Annotated in this window: 15 protein-coding genes; 3 read left to right on the top strand and 12 right to left on the bottom strand. The window is 64.8% G+C overall.

Annotated features, from left to right (window positions below):
• Positions 1 to 75: 75 nt before the first annotated feature.
• The 10 genes from CIT37_RS39275 to soxX form a co-directional block, all read right to left on the bottom strand.
• The gene (locus CIT37_RS39275) at positions 76 to 1284 is read right to left on the bottom strand and encodes an MFS transporter (RefSeq protein WP_028139701.1); all 1209 of its coding nucleotides are present in this window, start codon (positions 1282 to 1284) and stop codon (positions 76 to 78) included.
• Between the two features lie 294 nt (positions 1285 to 1578).
• Positions 1579 to 1746, bottom strand: a complete 168-nt coding sequence (locus tag CIT37_RS39270; protein WP_162832267.1) for a hypothetical protein — start codon at positions 1744 to 1746, stop codon at positions 1579 to 1581.
• Positions 1747 to 1826: 80 nt separating this feature from the next.
• Complete coding sequence (locus CIT37_RS39265) at positions 1827 to 2864, bottom strand: MBL fold metallo-hydrolase (protein ID WP_028139702.1); 1038 nt, start codon at positions 2862 to 2864, stop codon at positions 1827 to 1829.
• A 261-nt stretch (positions 2865 to 3125) separates the two neighbouring features.
• Positions 3126 to 3584, bottom strand: coding sequence for a DsrE family protein (locus CIT37_RS39260; protein ID WP_095424995.1), 459 nt, complete (start codon positions 3582 to 3584; stop codon positions 3126 to 3128).
• Positions 3581 to 5332 carry a thiosulfohydrolase SoxB gene (gene soxB, locus CIT37_RS39255; RefSeq protein ID WP_095424996.1) on the bottom strand — a complete coding sequence of 584 codons (1752 nt, stop codon included), beginning with the start codon at positions 5330 to 5332 and terminating at the stop codon, positions 3581 to 3583. Before soxB ends, CIT37_RS39260 begins: the two co-directional genes overlap by 4 nt.
• A gap of 53 nt (positions 5333 to 5385) precedes the next feature.
• Positions 5386 to 5691, bottom strand: a complete 306-nt coding sequence (locus CIT37_RS39250) for a hypothetical protein (protein ID WP_095424997.1) — start codon at positions 5689 to 5691, stop codon at positions 5386 to 5388.
• Positions 5688 to 6551: a sulfur oxidation c-type cytochrome SoxA gene (gene soxA, locus CIT37_RS39245; RefSeq protein ID WP_028139706.1), complete on the bottom strand. Its 864-nt coding sequence runs from the start codon at positions 6549 to 6551 to the stop codon at positions 5688 to 5690. Before soxA ends, CIT37_RS39250 begins: the two co-directional genes overlap by 4 nt.
• A complete protein-coding gene (gene soxZ, locus CIT37_RS39240) occupies positions 6551 to 6862 on the bottom strand; it encodes a thiosulfate oxidation carrier complex protein SoxZ (protein ID WP_095424998.1) in 312 nt (103 codons plus the stop codon). The genes soxA and soxZ overlap by 1 nt, the downstream gene beginning before the upstream one ends.
• Before the next feature lie 13 nt (positions 6863 to 6875).
• The gene (gene soxY, locus CIT37_RS39235) at positions 6876 to 7367 is read right to left on the bottom strand and encodes a thiosulfate oxidation carrier protein SoxY (protein WP_038970738.1); all 492 of its coding nucleotides are present in this window, start codon (positions 7365 to 7367) and stop codon (positions 6876 to 6878) included.
• 25 nt (positions 7368 to 7392) lie between these two features.
• Positions 7393 to 7719 (bottom strand): sulfur oxidation c-type cytochrome SoxX, encoded by a 327-nt coding sequence (gene soxX / locus CIT37_RS39230; protein WP_085968002.1) that lies wholly within the window; start codon positions 7717 to 7719, stop codon positions 7393 to 7395.
• A 267-nt stretch (positions 7720 to 7986) separates the two neighbouring features.
• On the opposite strand from soxX, the gene CIT37_RS39225 reads away from it, so the two are divergent.
• The gene (locus CIT37_RS39225; protein ID WP_095424999.1) at positions 7987 to 8661 is read left to right on the top strand and encodes a DUF938 domain-containing protein; all 675 of its coding nucleotides are present in this window, start codon (positions 7987 to 7989) and stop codon (positions 8659 to 8661) included.
• Between the two features lie 247 nt (positions 8662 to 8908).
• Here the strand turns inward: CIT37_RS39225 and CIT37_RS39220 are convergent, their stop codons facing one another.
• Complete coding sequence (locus tag CIT37_RS39220; RefSeq protein WP_095425000.1) at positions 8909 to 10978, bottom strand: prolyl oligopeptidase family serine peptidase; 2070 nt, start codon at positions 10976 to 10978, stop codon at positions 8909 to 8911.
• A 194-nt stretch (positions 10979 to 11172) separates the two neighbouring features.
• Between CIT37_RS39220 and CIT37_RS39215 the strand changes: the two genes are divergently transcribed.
• Together CIT37_RS39215 and CIT37_RS39210 are read left to right on the top strand one after the other, a co-directional pair.
• Positions 11173 to 12420 carry an MFS transporter gene (locus CIT37_RS39215; protein ID WP_028139712.1) on the top strand — a complete coding sequence of 416 codons (1248 nt, stop codon included), beginning with the start codon at positions 11173 to 11175 and terminating at the stop codon, positions 12418 to 12420.
• A 212-nt stretch (positions 12421 to 12632) separates the two neighbouring features.
• Entirely contained in the window at positions 12633 to 13868 is a 1236-nt protein-coding gene (locus CIT37_RS39210) for an MFS transporter (protein ID WP_095425001.1), read from the top strand.
• Positions 13869 to 13947: 79 nt separating this feature from the next.
• Here CIT37_RS39210 and CIT37_RS39205 read toward each other — a convergent pair whose 3' ends face one another.
• Positions 13948 to 14442 carry a VOC family protein gene (locus CIT37_RS39205; RefSeq protein WP_095425002.1) on the bottom strand — a complete coding sequence of 165 codons (495 nt, stop codon included), beginning with the start codon at positions 14440 to 14442 and terminating at the stop codon, positions 13948 to 13950.
• Positions 14443 to 14510 lie beyond the last annotated feature (68 nt).

Below are 14510 nucleotides of genomic sequence, written 5' to 3'. Positions count from 1 at the left end.
GGGTCCCCGCCCCCCGTGCGCAATTGCGCACTAGGCGGGGACGACGATTGAATTTGTGGCAGCCGCTCTCGCTCCTCAAGAACCGGCTTGTCGCTTCCGCTCCGTGAACGGGGACAGCGCCACCGTCGCCACCATGAACACCACCGACGCGCCGAACACCCAGTGTGGCGCACTCTGGTCCATGATCCAGCCGAACAGCAGCGGGCTGATGATGCCGCCGAGATTGAAGCCGGTGGAGACGATGCCGAAGGCGCGCCCCGCAGCGCCGGGAGGAGCCGCATTGCGCACCAGCATGTCGCGCGAGGGGGCGATCACGCCGGACAGAAAGCCCGCCGCCGTCATCGCGGCAGTCAGCGCCCAGCCGGGCAGCGTCACGAGCGCGATCAGCAGCACGATTGCCGCGTTCACGGCGAAGCAGGCCGCTGCGACATAGCCATGGCGTTCGGTGTGATCGGCAAGGAAACCGCCGGCCAGCACGCCGGCGGCGCTGGCGCCGAGGAATGCCGTCAGCATGACGTTGGCGGCCGAGTAGGACGTGCCATAGCCGCTCATCAGCGCGACGACGCCGAAATTGTTGATACCGGCGACCGACAGGCTGAGCAGCATGAACAGCGCGGTCAGCACGATCAGCGCCGGCGTGATGACAGCCTGCTTCGGCGCGTTCTCCGCGCCTGGCTTCTTCTTGCTGGCGCCGGCGTCGGGAATGTTCATGACGAGCAGCAGCAACGCCACCGCAATGCCGATCGCACCCGAGGCGATCAGCGCGCCGACGCCGCCCGACAGGGTGACGAGTGCAGCCACGATTGCCGGCGCCACCGCGCCGCCAAGAAACCCGGCAAAGGTGTGGATCGAAAAGGCGCGGCCCATCCGTGCCTCGTCCATGTGCTCGGCCAGGATCGCGTAGTCGGCGGGGTGATAGACGCTATTGGCGAGACCCAGCAGCACGGCGCAGGCGATCAGCGAGGCGTAGCTGAGGTGCAGACCGAGCAGGATCAGCGCGAAGCCGCCGAGCGTGAGGCCGGCCAGCAGAATTCGTCGCGCGCCAAAATGGTCGACGAGATAGCCGGTCGGCGCCTGCGTCAATCCGGACACCACCGCGAACACGGTGAGCGCGAAGCCGAGCTCGATATAGCCGACGCCGAGCTGAGCCTTGAGGAACGGGAACAGCATCGGCAGGACCAGCAGGTGGAAATGGCTGACCCAATGCGCAATCGAGATTCCGGTCAGCGTGCGTAGCGCGCTGTCCGCCTTGCCTTGCTGCGGTGCGGCGAGAACGTCGACCATTGCAATTCCGGTTTCACTCCCTGGAAGGCGCGCAAACTATCGGGGAGAGCGGTTATTTGTCCATGAACGCAGGCGCATGGCAGGTAGTGCGGGTGGGGGAAGTGAGGGGCGTTGGGGCGCCTCCACGTCGTCGTCCCTGCGAACGCAGGGACCCATACCGCGTGATATCTCGATTGTAACAGGTCGCAGTACCGGACGGCGATCCCCCGCCAACTTCTCCCTGGGGTTATGGGTCCCTGCGTTCGCAGGGACGACGGCGGAGAGTGGGGCGCTAGCGTCGGATCATAGCCCCCCTCAAAACGACTCGTCATCCGGACCGTAGCGGTCACGCTTGGGCGTCGCGATGTCGCCGTCCTCGTAGTCATCGTCATCGAGCGGAGGCGGGGGTATCTTCACCTTGTCTTCCGCCCGCTTTTTGTCAGCGATTTTGGGCGGCTCGCTTGGCTTGCCGATCTTGGCCATGGCTGTTCCCGGATGGTGATGCTGCATCCGATCCTATCCGGAACATATGTGTAGTTTCTGACCTATCGCAAGCAGGGCCGTCAGTGCACGAGCGGCCCGCCCGCCTTCTTCCAGGCATCCACGCCGCCGGCGATATGGGCGGTGTTGGAAAGGCCGGCCGCCTTGGCGGCGGCCACCGCCATCGCCGAGCGCTCGCCGAAGGCGCAGAAGAACACGATGCGGCGGCCGGTGGCGGCGGCGACCTCGCGCAGCATGCCGCCGGGCTTGAGGCTCTCCTCGACGGACGGATAGGGCGTATGCAGCGCGCCTTCGAGCATGCCGTGCTTCATCCGCTCGTTGGTCTCGCGCAGATCGACCAGCAGCATGTCGGGCCGGCCGAGAATGCGGATCGCCTCGACCGCGCTGAGCGCGCGGCCTTCCTTCTCCAGCTCCTCCTGATGCAGGCCGACATGCATGTTGGCGGGCACCGCCACGTCCATCATCTTCGGATTGGGCAGCTTCAGGTTGGCCATCAGCTCGATATATTCGTCGACCGAGCGCACCTGGAGCCGCGGGTTGTAGCGCTTCTCCTCGCCGATGGTGGAGACGGTGTCGCCCTTGTAGTCGTGCGCCGGAAACACCATCGTCTCGTCCGGCAGCTTGAGCAGCCGGTTGAAGATCGAATCGTACTGCGCGCGCGAGGAGCCGTTCTGGAAATCGGTGCGGCCGGTGCCGCGGATCAGCAGCGTGTCGCCGGTGAAGACGCGGTCGCCCATCAGGTAGGAATAGGAATCGTCGGTGTGGCCGGGCGTGTACATCACGTCGAGCGACAGGCCCTCGATCGTCACCTTGTCGCCGTCGGCGACCCGCATCGCCACAACGTCGGCCTTGGTCTGGTCGCCCATCACGGTCATGCAATGGGTGCGGTCGCGCAGCTCGCCGAGGCCGGTGACGTGGTCGGCATGCAGATGGGTGTCGACCGCCTTGACCAGCTTGAGGTCGAGCTCGCGCAGCAATTGGCAGTAGCGATCGACCTTCTCCAGCACGGGATCGAGGATCAGCGCCTCGCCGCCGGGGCGGCTGGCAAGGACGTAGCTGTAGGTGCCCGAAACGCTGTCGAAGAGCTGGCGGAAGATCATGGCAAGAGACCCGGCGTGGAACTGATTGCAAATTCTACTACGCCACGGGTCGAAAAGAGAAGCAAGTCACTGTGTTGGGAGGGAAATATGGAATATTATTTTGCATAACTCGCTGTCGTCCCGGCGAAGGCCGGGACCCATAACAGGGAGCAGTTTAGGGCAGATCAGTCGTTCGGTACTCCTACCAGCCCCTACCGATAGATCACGCGGTATGGGTCCCGGCCTTCGCCGGGACGACGAGGGAGGGTGTTGCGGAAGACGCTACGGCCTCACCACCGTATACCCATTCTCCGCCAGGAACAGGATCTGCCCGACCCCGACCTGCACCGGTGTTGCCGCGGGAATGAATTCCGGCCGCTTGCCCGTCTCGCGCTCGATCGTATCCACCGTGTTGAGACAGATGTCGAAGCGCACGCCCTGCGCGATCAGGCTCTCGACCTGCTTGCGACGCTCGCTGCCGGACAGCAGGAGATCGACGCCGGGGCCGAACGCGACGACCTCGATCGCGATCTTGTCGGGGTCGTACGCCTTCAAGAGATTGTTGGCGACGCTGAGCACCAGCGCCTGCTTCCTTGCATCACCGTCGGAAAGCTGCAGCACGATCCTGTGCTCTGCGAACGGCTTGTCCTGAAGCGGCACCTGCTGCGCCGAGGCCGGCAGGATCGCGGCCCGGACCAGTAGCGCCAGTAGTAGCGCAAATAAGATCTGCGCCCGCTTCATCCCTGTCCCGCAATACCCGGATTGTCCTCGACGCCTCTCAGCGTCACGCCGGAGCCGAGCCGCTCCTGAAACATCCGGCCCGAGCGCAGATATTTGCCGACGACGTCCCACACCGGCGCGCCTTGCTGGCCGTTGACCGAAGCCCAGCCTGCGACCTTGTAGCGGTGGCTGGCGCTGAGCGCCTTGCCGCCATGGAGTTTCACTTCCGAGATGCGGCCGCCGATCGCGGCGGTCGGCGTGCAGGTGTAGCTGAGTCCACCGGCGCGCACCATGTCGCCGCCCTGCTGATAATAGGGATCGGCGTTGAAGAGGTTGTCGCAGACGTCTTCCAGCACGTCCTTGATCTGGGCTCCCGTCATCTCCTGGACATAGGTCTCGGGATAAGTGATCGCAGTTTCCGCGAGCAGATCCTCCATGGTCAGGGCCTGGCCCGACAGCGCGGTGACGCCCCAGCGGAACCCCGGCGACAGCGCGATCTCGGCATCGAGCTCGGTGCGGAGCGCCGTGCAGATCAGCTCGTCGACCGGCCCGGAGAAATTGCCGCGCCGATAGAGCAGGCGGTCGGGCGTTGCGATCTTTGCCGACCAGTCGGTCACATGCGGCGCGCGCAGCCGGCCAATCAGCTCGGCCATTCCGGGGTCGGGCTTCAGCAGCTCGGAATAAACCGGCAGCAGATGATAATGAATGTCGCTGACCTTGCCCTTGTCGATCGCGAGATCGAGCACGGCGAGGAATTTTCCGTTGGAGCCGGCATTGGTGACGAGCGTGGTGCCGCCGGCGTTCTTCACGGCGATGGGCTGCGGCACGGCGTCATGGGTATGGCCGCCGAGAATGACATCGATGCCGGTGACGCGGCTTGCGAGCTTGAGGTCGACGTCCATGCCGTTGTGCGACAGCAGGATGACGGCATCGACCTTGTCGGTGCCGCGCAAGGCATCGACATGCTTCTGCAACTCCTCCTCGCGGATGCCGAAGGTCCAGTCCGGCGTGAACCGCTTAGGGTGCGCGATCGGCACGTAAGGGAAGGCCTGGCCGACGATCGCGACCCGGTGACCGCCGATCTCCTTGATCATCGAAGGCTTGAACACGCGTCCCGTGGCCTTGTCGAAGGCGGGAGCGTCGTTGAACGCGGCTTCCTCGGTCAGGAACACGTTCTGCGCCAGAAACTCGCCCTTGAAGCGCTCGAGATTGTCGCGCAGCGTCTGCTCGCCATAGGTGAATTCCCAATGCCCGGTCATCGCTTCGATGCCGAGCAGATTGGCGACCTCGACCATGTCGCGGCCCTGCATGACGTTGGCAAGCCCGGTGCCCTGCCAGAGATCGCCGCCGTCGACCAGCAGCGAGCGCTTCTCGCCGACATCGCCGCGCAAGCGGTCGACCAGCGTCTTCAGATGGGCAAAGCCGCCGAGCTTGCCGAAGCGGCCTGCAGACTTCTCGAACTCGACACAGGTGAAGGCATAGGCATCGGCGCTGTCGGGACGGATGCCGAAACGATCGAGGAAGGCGCGGCCGACCAGATGCGGCGGCCGCCCGGCCATCTCACCGACGCCGATATTGATGCTGGGCTCGCGGAAATAAACCGGGTTGAGCTGCGCATGCGTGTCGGTGATGTGCAGGATGCGCGCGTTGCCGAAGCGCTCGAGGTCGTAAATGCTCGCGGACTCAGTGCCCCGCGCAAGCCGCGGCAGACTGAGCGATGCAGCGGCAAGGCCTGCGCCCTTCAGGAAATCGCGGCGGCGGATCGCCATATCAAAATTCTCCGCGCCCTCAATGTCGCAAGACTGTTTCAGTTGATGCCAGTCTAGCGGATTTCCATCGCCTTCCAGGCTTCTTTTTCAGAGGTCGCCTGGAAGATCGACGCCTTTGCCAGCGCCTCGGCCTCCTTGGCTGCGGCGGTGGCGCGGTCGAAATCGCCGCCATCCGCCGCTTTCCTGGCCGCGGCCAGCGTCGAGACGGTCACGGTCCACTGGTTGCGCAAGCCGGCAGCCTCCTTCGATGCGGCTTCAGCGGTGGCATAGGCCGCCTTGTAGTCCGCTTCATTTGCCGCGCGCGCCGCTGACGCGAGGCCGAGCGCCAGCAGCATGGCGAGGGGAAGTGACCGCTTCATGGCCGCGCTCCCGGTCCTGATATCGGCAAGCCGTTGGCGACATAGGACAGGAAATATTCGACGTCGCGATATTCGTCCGATTGCGGCTCCAGCGGAACCGCGCGGGTCTGGCTGTTGCAGGTGACGAAGCGGCGGCTGGTCGTGCCCATGCCGCTCCATTCGGAGCGGTAGATCGGCATCGCGTTCAAAATGCCGAGCGCCGGCGCCAGGATCTCGGCGCGGATGCGCTCGCCCGGGCTCTGCACATGGCAGCTGGCGCAGGAGAAATTCATCTGGCCACGTCGCGTGTAGAAATAACGCTTGCCGTTCTCGAACGCGGCGAGCGCGCGGGGATCATCGGGGATCTTGATGTCCATCGGCTTGCCACGCGAGGTGAAGGCCATGTAGGCGGTGAGCGAGGCCATCTCGTCCTTGACGTAGGAGTAGGGCGCCTCGCCATTGGCCTCGCGGCAGCGGTTGAGCGCGAGCTCCAGCGTGACGACCTTGCCCTCCTTCTCGTCGAAGTAAGGATAGTTCTGGCGGATGCCGACGCCCCCGTTGGAGAAGCAATCGGCATAGGTCTTGCCGTTCTTGAACGGAGTGGCAAACATCTCCTTGCCGGCATCGAGCGCGAACTCATAAGGAGGGAATTCCTCCTTCTCCTGCCACTGCCGCTTCATGTCCGCGTTCATGGAATACGGACCGTTGACGAAGTCCTCGTGCTTCACGTCGGGAAATTTCTGGAAGAAGAAGTTCTGGAACGCCTTGGCGTCGGCAACGGGATCGACCTTGTCGGCCGCGACGACGCGCGGAGAGGTGAGGGCGAACGCCACGAGCGCGGCGCTGAGCGAGCCAAGCAGCAGGGCAGATCGGGTCTTCATCACGAAATCTTCGCGGTGGTCGTATCCGACGCACCCTTGTTGTCGGTCCAGGAGATCTTGAGGTCGTCGCCCTTCTTGGCGCCTTTGAAGCTGAATTTGACATAGGGGTCCTTGGAGACCGCAGTGCCCCAATCGGCAACGAAGACGTCCTTGCCGTTACATTCGAATTTCAGCTGCTGGATGAAGTGCGCGGGGATCGGCTCACCCTTGGGATCCTTGACCAGGCCGGTATCCATGGGGTGCTGGATCAACGCCTGCACCTCGGTGATGTCGCCATTGGATGTTGCGCGCACGCGAATGCTTGATGCCATCGGACCGATCCTCCTAGCCGCCGCAGCCGCCGACGGTGACCTTCACTTCCTTGGTGGCGCTGTAGAGCTTGCCGTCAGCCTCGACGATGGCGACCAGTTTGGTGGTCTTGGCCATTTTCAGCCGGTTGGCGACGCCCGGAATGGTGCCGTCGGCGATCTTGTAGGACGCGGCAAGCGCGTACGGGTTCTCGGTCACGAAGAACGAGATCGAGGTGACCTTGTCGAGCGTCGTCGTCACCGACACCGGCACCACGCCACCGTTCTCGGCGATCTCGGGCGCATCCAGCTTGACTTTGTCCGAGGGCTCGGCGGTCTTGCCATAGAGCGCCTTGATCGCGTCGGCCTCGTTCTTCTGCTTGAAGGCCTCTTCCGGATATTTGTCGTTGGCCGCGGCGCGCGCGGGCGTCGCCGCGAACGGCAGATTGCCAAGGCCGAGCAGCGCGACAGAGGCCGCGCCCTGAAGGATCAGGCGCCTTGTCGCAAGCGGGCCGGTGGTCGTGGTCATCGCAAGTCTCCTGGGCAGCCGGCCGTTACAGGGTCTGCAGGAAATCAACGATCGCGCTGATCTCCTGTTCGGTCAAAATCCGGTTCCGGCCGAACGGCGGCATCATGGTCTGCGGATTGCGCTTGGTCTCGTCGAAGATGATCGCGGTCAGCTCGTTGCGATCGGGGTATTTGGCCTTGAGGTCCTTCAGTTCCGGCCCGATTGTTCCCGGCAGGTCGCCCCCTTTGATGACGTGGCAGGTCAGGCAATTGCCCTTGCCGCGATCGAAAGCGAGCTTCTGGCCGTCGGCGACAGCGGATTGTGCCCGCGCCGGAGCCACAGCCGCGCCGGCGGAGAGGAGCAGCGCCACCAGGACGGCAAGCTTGCAATGAAAGGCGGTCAAGGCGTCGTCCCAAGCGTTATGTCGATGATCTCGTTTGCGGAAATATAAGCGTTCCAAAGCACAAAGGGCATCGTCTGACAATCAAGACTATGCACGCGGCAAAATGGAGTTAATATCCTGCGCATTGCAACCGATGAGACAGTTTGTTCATCCCAGCAGGTTGGCACTAGCAAATTATTCTAGGGCGTTTGGCCCTTACGGGCCGTCTTTTCTGTTTCACATTTATTGGGGACTGACTTGGCTGAATATGTCGTCGAATTTGGCAGGGATGGCGGACGGGTCGAGCCCGATGGGCGGCTCGATGCGCCGGCGTTCCATCGCAACCACCTGCCCATCTGGGCGGCGCTGGAAAAGCACCTCACCGGGCTGACCGGCAACGTGGTCGAGCTCGGCAGCGGAACCGGCCAGCACGTGGTCCATTTCGCCCGCCACACGCCCGGCCTGATCTGGTGGCCGAGCGACCTCAACCAGCGCCACCTCAAGAGCATCGAAGCCTGGCGCGTCCATACGGGCCTCGCAAACATCCGCAGCCCCCTGCGGATCGATCTCACCGATCCCGACTGGTGTCCGGAGATGAAAAGCGGACAGACGCCGACGAGCCTTGCGGCGGTGTTCTGCGCCAATGTCATCCACATCGCACCCTGGGCCGTGGCCGAGGGCCTGTTCGCCGGCGCCGGTCGCTACCTGCGCCCCGACGGCAAGCTGTTCCTCTATGGCCCGTTCAAGCGCGACGGGAAGCACACCGCGCTCAGCAATGCGGTGTTCGACACCTCCCTGCGTGAAGGCAATCCCGACTGGGGCGTGCGCGACATCGGCGACGTCGAGACGCTCGCGAAGGCTGCGGGTCTTCGCCTCGTCGATACGATCGACATGCCCGCGAACAATCTGACGCTGGTGTTTGAGCGAGGGTAAACGGGTGACTTGGGTCTGGGTGCGCGCCGCAACCGCGGTGCGCTCCCTCCCCCCTTGCGGGGGAGGGCGGGGGAGAGGGGTGGCCCAGCAAATGGTCCATCCATCCGCGATCGTGCCGCGCGCGCAAATCGAGAGAGTCCCCGTGTGGTACCCCTCTCCCTGCCCCTCCCCCGCAAGGGCGGAGGGAACGAGAGAACGGTGGCCGCCTTACGTCGCGATCGATCGTAGCCTTGAGGCGGGGTTACTCCTACGCCTCCCCATCCCCCCACCCGATCTTCTCCTTCAAGAACCGAAAACCGAGCACCTCGAAGCCGGCGCGCTCCTTGTTGTCCTTGCCGTAGCCGTGGCCGCCGGCTTCCGGCTCGTAGAACCAGGCCTCGTAACCCATGGCCTGCAGCTTTGCCGCCATCTTGCGGGCGTGGCCGGGATGAACGCGGTCGTCGCGCCGCGTGGTGGCGATCAGGATCGGCGGATAGGTCTGGCCGGCTTTCACATTATGATAGGCCGAGTAGGTCTTGAGCCACTCCCACTCCTCGGCCTTGTCGGGGTCGCCATATTCCGCGATCCAGCTCGCGCCCGCGAGCAGTTTTGTGTAGCGGCGCATGTCGATCAGCGGGATGGTGCAGAACAGCGCGCCGAAGCGCTCGGGGTAGCGCACCAGCATGTTGGTGATGAGGATGCCGCCGTTCGATCCGCCCTGGGCCGCGATCCGTTTTGCGCTCGTCACGCCGCGGCGGACGAGATCGGCCGCGACCGCGGCGAAATCGTCATGCGAGAGTTTCTTGCCGGCGAGCCGGCCGGCATCGTGCCAGCGCGTGCCGAACTCGCCGCCGCCGCGTAAGTTCGCCTGCACAACGGTGCCGCCGCGCTCCAGCCAGAGCTTGCCGAGCGAGGCGTTGTAGTACGGCTTCACCGAATGGGCGAAGCCGCCATAGGCGCTCATATAGACCGGCGCATCGCCGGTCTCGCCGCCCGGGCCGGTCTGGACATAGGGAATGCGCTCGCCATCGATCGAGACCGCCTCGTGCTGCGTCACCACGAGCCCGTCGGCGGTGAACGTCTTCGGCGCTTGCTTCAGCACGACCGGGCTTGCGACACCGCGCTCGATCAGCAGCAGCGACGGCGGGGTGAGCGGATCCTGCACATTGGCGAGCAGATCGCCATTGCTCTCGCTGGGATGACGATCGAGCGGCCAGACGTCGACGACGCCGATCTCGGGCAGACCGCCAAGCGTCTCGCGGCTCCAGCCGGTGGCCGACGGCGTGAAGGTCTCAAAGCGCGGACGCAGCTCGTCGAGGATCGACAGCACGAGCTTGCCCGCAGCCCAGAACAGGCCTTGCAAAGCGCGCCGCGGCGCCGGCTCGAACAGCACCGCAAAATCGCGACTGCCGTTCAGGAATGCCGAGAGTGAGATGCCGAGCACGGTGTCGGTGGCGTAGGTCCGCCCGCCGGCCGTCCAGTCCTTGCGCAGCTTCATCGCGAACCAGTCGCCATGGGCCTGCAGCCAGATGCCGGTCGGCAGATCGAGCTTGGTCATGCGACCGGCGGCATCGCGCAGCCAGACCGCGTGATTGAAGAAGTCGATCTGCTCGACGATCCAGACCCGCGGCTCAGGTCCGGTGTCGTCGGCGCCGCCATAGATCATCATGTGATCGGCGGTGGTCTCGATGATCACCTCAGCCTGATCGACCGGCTGGCCGCGCCGCCACAGGCGAACTGTCCGCGAGTATCCGGAGTCCGTCACCATGCCCTCGCCATGCGCGCTCGACAGCAGCAACGTGTCGGCATCGAGCCAGTCCGCGCCGCCCTTGGCTTCCGGCAGTGTAAAGCCGTCGGCGACGAAGCTCTTCGTAACGAGGTCGAATTCCCGCAACGTCACGGCGTCGCTGCCACCGCGCGACAGGCTCAAGATGGCGTGCGAGCTTCCCGGTGTCGTGGCGATCCCGCTCAGCAGCCAGTCCTCGCCTTCGCGCGCTGCGAGCTGGTCGATATCCAGCATGGTCTCCCACGCAGGACCGGCTTTGCGAAACTCCGTCAGCGTGGTCCGCCGCCACAGGCCGCGCGGGTTGGCGGCGTCCTTCCAGAGATTGTGCAGGTCGCTGCCGCGCCGGCTGACATAGGGAATGTTGTCGGGGCGATCATAGATCGCTGCGAGGATGTCGCGGTCGTGCTCGAAGGCTTTGCCACCGAACGCCTGGAGCGTCAGGCTGTTCTGCCGCTCGACGAAATCGAGCGCTTGCGTGCCCTCGATCTCCTCCAGCCACAGCCAGGGATCGTCGTCGGGAGCGCTGAGTGTAGGCCTGTCGTCGACGGTCATGAACGAAACTCCCAGAAGTCGCGGCGATAGGATTTGATCGAGCGCAAGCCGTCAAGCGCGCGGCCCGCTATCATCGCACCGATTGCGTCAGAGGCATGGCCTGCGCCCGTTTGCGCCGGTTGCCCGGCCACTCGCGTCACTCCATAGTGCCGGGAATCAACCAGCCCTCGAGCCCGTTCGGGCAGAAAAAGCCGATGCTTGACGTGACTTCTGCCCATGAGATCGCCGACGACGCCCGCGTGCGCGCCAATGTGGTGCGCCTGGCCGCGGCCCAGGCGCTGACGGGCGCCAACTCGGCCGTGATCTTCGCCACCGGCGCGATCGTCGGGGCCACGCTCGCGCCGGACATGTCGTTCGCAACCGTGCCGATCTCGATGTATGTGGTCGGACTTGCTGCCGGCACGCTGCCGACCGGCGCGATCTCGCGCCGTTTCGGCCGCCGCGTGGCCTTCGTCATCGGCACGGGCCTCGGCACGCTCACCGGCGTGCTCGGCTCGTTCGCGATCCTGCACGGCTCGTTCGCTCTGTTCTGCATCGCGACCTTCCTCGGCGGCCTCTACGGCTCCGTCGCGCAGTCCTATCGCTTCGCCGCTGCCGATGGCGCCAGCGCGGCCTACCGGCCCAAGGCGGTGTCCTGGGTGATGGCCGGCGGCGTGTTCGCCGGCGTGCTCGGTCCGCAGCTCGTGCAATGGACCATGGACGTCTGGCAGCCCTATCTGTTCGCCTTCAGCTTCCTGGTGCAGGCCGCCGTGGCGCTGATCGCGATGGGCATCGTCGCCGGCGTCGACATGCCCAAGCCCGCGCCGGCCGATCTGCATGGCGGCCGGCCGCTGCTCACGATCGTGACGCAGCCGCGCTTCGTCGCGGCGGCGCTGTGCGGCATCATCTCCTATCCCATGATGAATCTGGTGATGACCTCGGCGCCGCTCGCCATGAAGATGTGCGGCCTGTCCGTGTCCGATTCCAATTTCGGCATTCAATGGCACATCGTCGCGATGTACGGGCCGAGCTTCTTCACGGGCGCGCTGATCGCCCGCTTTGGTGCGCCGAAGATCGTGGCAGCAGGCCTGCTGCTGGAGGCCGGCGCTGCAGGCATCGGCCTCTCCGGGCTCACCGCGATGCATTTCTGGGCCACGCTGATCGTGCTCGGCGTCGGCTGGAATTTCTCCTTCATCGGCGCCTCCGCGCTGGTGCTGGAGACGCACCGGCCGCAGGAGCGCAACAAGGTGCAGGCCTTCAACGATTTCCTGGTGTTCGGCATGATGGCGATCGGCTCGTTCTCCTCCGGGCAATTGCTCGCCAATTACGGCTGGTCGGCGGTGAACCTGGTGGTGTTTCCGCCGGTCGTTCTCGGTCTTGCCGTGCTCTCGCTGGTTTCCTGGGCCCGCCGTCGCAAGGCGCGGCTGGAGGCGGCGATGGGCGAGTTCCCGGACGCGATTTGACTGGCAGGAGATTGTCAGCAATGTTGATACTTCGATCCAGGTCGAAGTGATTTTTTGGCGAGGGCTATTTAGATGTTCGTCATGGCCGGGCTTGTCCCGGCCATCCACGTCTTAGGGACGCGGATCGAAGAACGTGTATGCCCGGGCATAGGCGAGCGGAAGCGACGCCGTCCTTCAGACGGCTATGCCCGGGCATGACGGGAGTAGGCGGCATGCTCGACAATCCTCAACAGCCAGCGATCGACGAATCCTCCCTGCGTTACGAAGGCTGGCGCATCGTTGCGGTCTGCTTCCTGCTTGCGACCTTCGGCTGGGGGCTCGGCTTCTACGGCCAGAGCGTCTATGTCGCCGAGCTGCAGCGCGCGCGGGGCTGGCCGACCACGCTGATCTCATCGGGCACCACGTTCTTCTATCTGTTCGGCGCGCTGCTCGTCGTGTTCGTCGGCGAAGCCGTGAGGAGATACGGCCCGCGCCTCTGCCTGATCGCCGGCACGCTGGCGATGGCGGCAGCTAGCGTTGCGATCGGCGCCGTGCGCGAGCCCTGGCAGCTTTATCTCGCCGATGCCGTGCTCGCCTTCGGCTGGGCCGGCACCAGCCTCGCCATGATCACCAACACGATCAGCCTGTGGTTCGACCACAAGCGCGGCATGGCGATCAGCCTGGCGCTGAACGGCGCCAGCTTCGGCGGCATCGTCGGCGTGCCGCTGCTGGTGACCCTGATCGGCCATGTCGGCTTTGCCAGTGCGATGTATGCCGCCGCCGGCGCCATGCTGGTGCTGCTGCTGCCAGTGATCCTTGTTCTCGTCGGCCGCCCGCCCGATCACCACGGCTGGCACGCGGCGGCCAAGGCGAACCCGCAATCATCGACGCAGATCCGCGCATGGGCGCTGCGCGACGTCGGCTTCCTCACGGTGACGATTGCGTTTGCGCTGGTGCTGTTCGCGCAGGTCGGCTTCATCGTGCATCTGATCTCGTTCCTCGATCCCGTGATCGGCCGCGAGCGCGCCGCTGTCGCCGTCGCGGTGCTGACTGCGATGGCGGTGGTCGGCCGCGTGCTGTTCTCGCTGGTGATCGATCGTCTCAACCAGCGGCTGGCCTCCGCGCTGTCGTTCCTCAGCCAGGCCGCGGCGCTTCTGGTCGTCATCAACCTCCACAACGACTACGTGCTGATCGCGGCCTGCGCGGTGTTCGGCTTCTCCGTCGGCAACCTCATCACGCTGCCGTCGCTGATCGTGCAGCAGGAGTTCGATTCGTCGTCGTTCGGCGTGCTGATCAGCCTCAACACCGCGATCAACCAGGTGACCTACGCGTTCGGTCCGGGAATCGTCGGCTTTCTGCGCGATTGGTCCGGCGGTTATGCGCTGCCGTTCTATCTCTGCATCGCGCTGGAAGTGGCGGCCGCGGCGTTGATCATGGTGCGGGGAAACAGGTTTCGTAGGGCGGATTAGCGAAGCGTAATCCGCCAACTTCGCCCCGCATTCGCTGAGACATGGTGGGTTACGGCTTCGCCTAACCCACCCTAAGGCATCACGTTTCCCGATCCCTCAACAACCCCTCCACATCCAGCCGCTTCGTCACCATCGCGAGCTTGCCATCCGGCCCGAACGGCCATTGCTCCCTCGGCTTGTCCCTATACAGCTCGACGCCATTTTCATCCGGATCGCGCAGATACAGCGCCTCGCTGACGCCGTGATCGCTGGCGCCATCCAGCGCAATGCCGGCCGAGCGCACGCGGTGCAGCGCATCGGCGAGCGCGGCGCGCGTCGGATAGAGGATGGCGGTGTGATAGAGACCGGTCGTGCCGGGCGGCGGCGGCGAGCCGCCCTTGCTTTCCCAGGTGTTGAGCCCGATGTGGTGATGATAGCCGCCGGCCGAGATGAAGGCCGCGCCCGAACCCATGCGCTGCATCAGCTCGAAGCCGAGCACGCCGCAATAGAAGCCGAGCGCGCGATCGAGATCGGCGACCTTGAGGTGAACGTGGCCGATCCTGGTGCCGGCGGCGACGGCTGGGCTTTGCGACATGGGAATGCTCCGTTGAAAGCATGCACATAAGGCGGGCTGCGGGGCTCTGCTACGGCCGATCCCGAAAC

The sequence above is a fragment of the Bradyrhizobium ottawaense genome (genome assembly GCF_002278135.3).
Lineage (GTDB): Bacteria > Pseudomonadota > Alphaproteobacteria > Rhizobiales > Xanthobacteraceae > Bradyrhizobium > Bradyrhizobium ottawaense.
Note: the sequence above shows the minus strand (reverse complement) of the source record. Positions and strands in the feature narration are given on the sequence as shown.